Origin of the sequence: Halolamina salina (genome assembly GCF_042678005.1) — an archaeon.
Lineage (GTDB): Archaea > Halobacteriota > Halobacteria > Halobacteriales > Haloferacaceae > Halolamina > Halolamina salina.
The window spans coordinates 1-1,942 of record NZ_JBHUDH010000140.1 but is presented as its reverse complement, the minus strand read 5'-3'; the positions used below and the strand labels follow the sequence as shown (position 1 = coordinate 1,942).

3 protein-coding genes are annotated in these 1,942 nt (G+C 69.3%); 2 read left to right on the top strand and 1 reads right to left on the bottom strand.

Annotated elements, in window-relative coordinates; genetic code table 11:
- The first annotated feature begins 134 nt into the window (after positions 1-134).
- Both ACFR9S_RS12105 and ACFR9S_RS12100 read left to right on the top strand, forming a co-directional pair.
- A complete protein-coding gene (locus tag ACFR9S_RS12105; protein WP_379732554.1) occupies positions 135-1,301 on the top strand; it encodes a thiolase family protein in 1,167 nt (388 codons plus the stop codon).
- A complete protein-coding gene (locus ACFR9S_RS12100; protein ID WP_379732553.1) occupies positions 1,298-1,684 on the top strand; it encodes an OB-fold domain-containing protein in 387 nt (128 codons plus the stop codon). The genes ACFR9S_RS12105 and ACFR9S_RS12100 overlap by 4 nt, the downstream gene beginning before the upstream one ends.
- Here the strand turns inward: ACFR9S_RS12100 and ACFR9S_RS12095 are convergent.
- Positions 1,685-1,942: DUF7547 family protein (locus tag ACFR9S_RS12095; protein WP_459077206.1), on the bottom strand; the 258-nt coding region annotated here is incomplete at its 5' end.

The following is a 1,942-nucleotide window of genomic DNA, read 5'->3' as shown; positions in this document are numbered from 1 at the left end:
CGCGCCCCCCCGACAGTTTCCCGGCGTCCGCGGGGTCCGCGAGATCCATGGCCGGGAGTCGCGCCGGCGCGGGCATAAATCGCTCGTGTTCGGCGAAGGGAAACGCGTAAGCGACCCGCGTCCGGGCAACGGGTATGGACCGAGTCGCCATCGTCGGCGCGTCGATGACCCCCTTCGGCGATCGCGAGGGGGAGTGGCTGCGGGACCTGCTCGCCGAGGCCGGCGCCGCGTGCCTCGACGACGCCGGGGTCGCCGCCGACGCCGTCGACCACCTGTACGTCTCGAACATGGCCAGCGGCGAACTGGAGGGGCAGACGGGCGCCCCGAACATGCTCGCCCACGATCTCGCCGCTCAGCCGGCCTACACCGCACGGATCGACCAGACATCCTCCTCGGGGGGTGCCGGCATCTACGCCGCGTGGCAGTCGGTCGCCTCCGAGGCCAGCGAGATGACGCTGCTCGTCGGCGGCGAGAAGATGACCCACAAGACCACCGGCGAGGCGACGGACGTGATCGCTTCCCTGACCCACCCGGTGGAGTACAAACACGGCGTCACGCTCCCTTCCTTTGCCGGGCTGACGGCGCGACTCTACCTCGACGAGTACGACGCGCCGCGGGAGAGCCTCGGGAAAGTCGCCGTGAAGAACCACAGGAACGGCGTCGACAACCCCAAGGCGCAGTTCCGGAAGGCGGTCGATCTCGACACCGTCCTCGACTCGCCGATCGTCGCCGACCCGCTCCGCCTCTACGACTTCTGCCCGATCACCGACGGCTCCGCGGCGCTTTTGTTCTGTCCGGAGTCGGTCGCCCGCGAGATCACGGACGAGTACGTCGTCGTGAGCGGCGTCGCGGGCGCGACGGACACCCACGTCGTCCACGAGCGCGCGGACCCGACCACGATGCGCGGCGTCGTGGAGTCGAGCGATCAGGCCTACGAGATGGCCGATCGATCGCCCGAGGACGTCGACTTCGCCGAACTCCACGACATGTTCACCATCCTCGAGTTCCTGCAGTTCGAGGACCTCGGCTTCGCGGAGAAAGGCGAGGGCTGGAAGGCCATCGAGGAGGGACGCACCGAACGCGACGGCGACCTGCCGATCAACACCTCCGGCGGCCTGAAGTCGAAGGGCCACCCCCTCGGCGCCTCGGGCGTCGCACAGGCGGTGGAGGTGTACGAACAGCTTCTCGGCGAGGCCGGCGACCGACAGCTCGACGATCCCGAAGTCGGGCTGGCCTGCAACGTCGGCGGCTTCGGCAACTGCGTGACCACGACGATCCTCGAAACCCCGGAGGCAGAATGACCGATCAGAACTCCGACCCCGAGATGACCGCGTACCGCTACCCCGACGGCAGCGTCACCTACCCCGGCCACCCGCGCGGCCCGGGCGGCGAGGAACCCGTCGGTACCGTCGACCTCAGCGAGTACACCGCCGAGGTCGTGACGTGGACCACCTCGACGGCGACGCCGCCGGGCGTCCGCCAGCCCAACCACCTCGCGATCGTGGAGTTCGACGTGGACGGCGTGCCGGTCCGCGCGCTGGGACAATTGGAGGACGCGAACGTCGAGATAGGCGACACCGTCGAGCCGTTCCACGTCGACGAACTCCGCGATCCCGAAAAGGGAATCCGCGAGCCGGAGAGTCAGGACTGGGACGGGTTCCGGTTCCGCCCCGTCGAGGAGTAGCTACTCGGCCGCGGTGTCCTCGGCGTCCTCGCCCGGTCCGGAGTCGGCCGATTCGTCGGCGTCGTCACCCTCGTCCTCGGACCCTCTGACCTCCTCCCGGATGGAGTCGAGTTCGGCCTCGACGTCCGGCTCCGGCGAGTCGTCGGACTCTGCTGTCTCTTCCGTCGCGCTGTCGGCCTCTCCTTCGCTGCCGTCGGCCACGTCGATCGAGACTCCGTCACCCTCGGCGCGGTTGCCATCCCGTTCTCGATCCGCGTC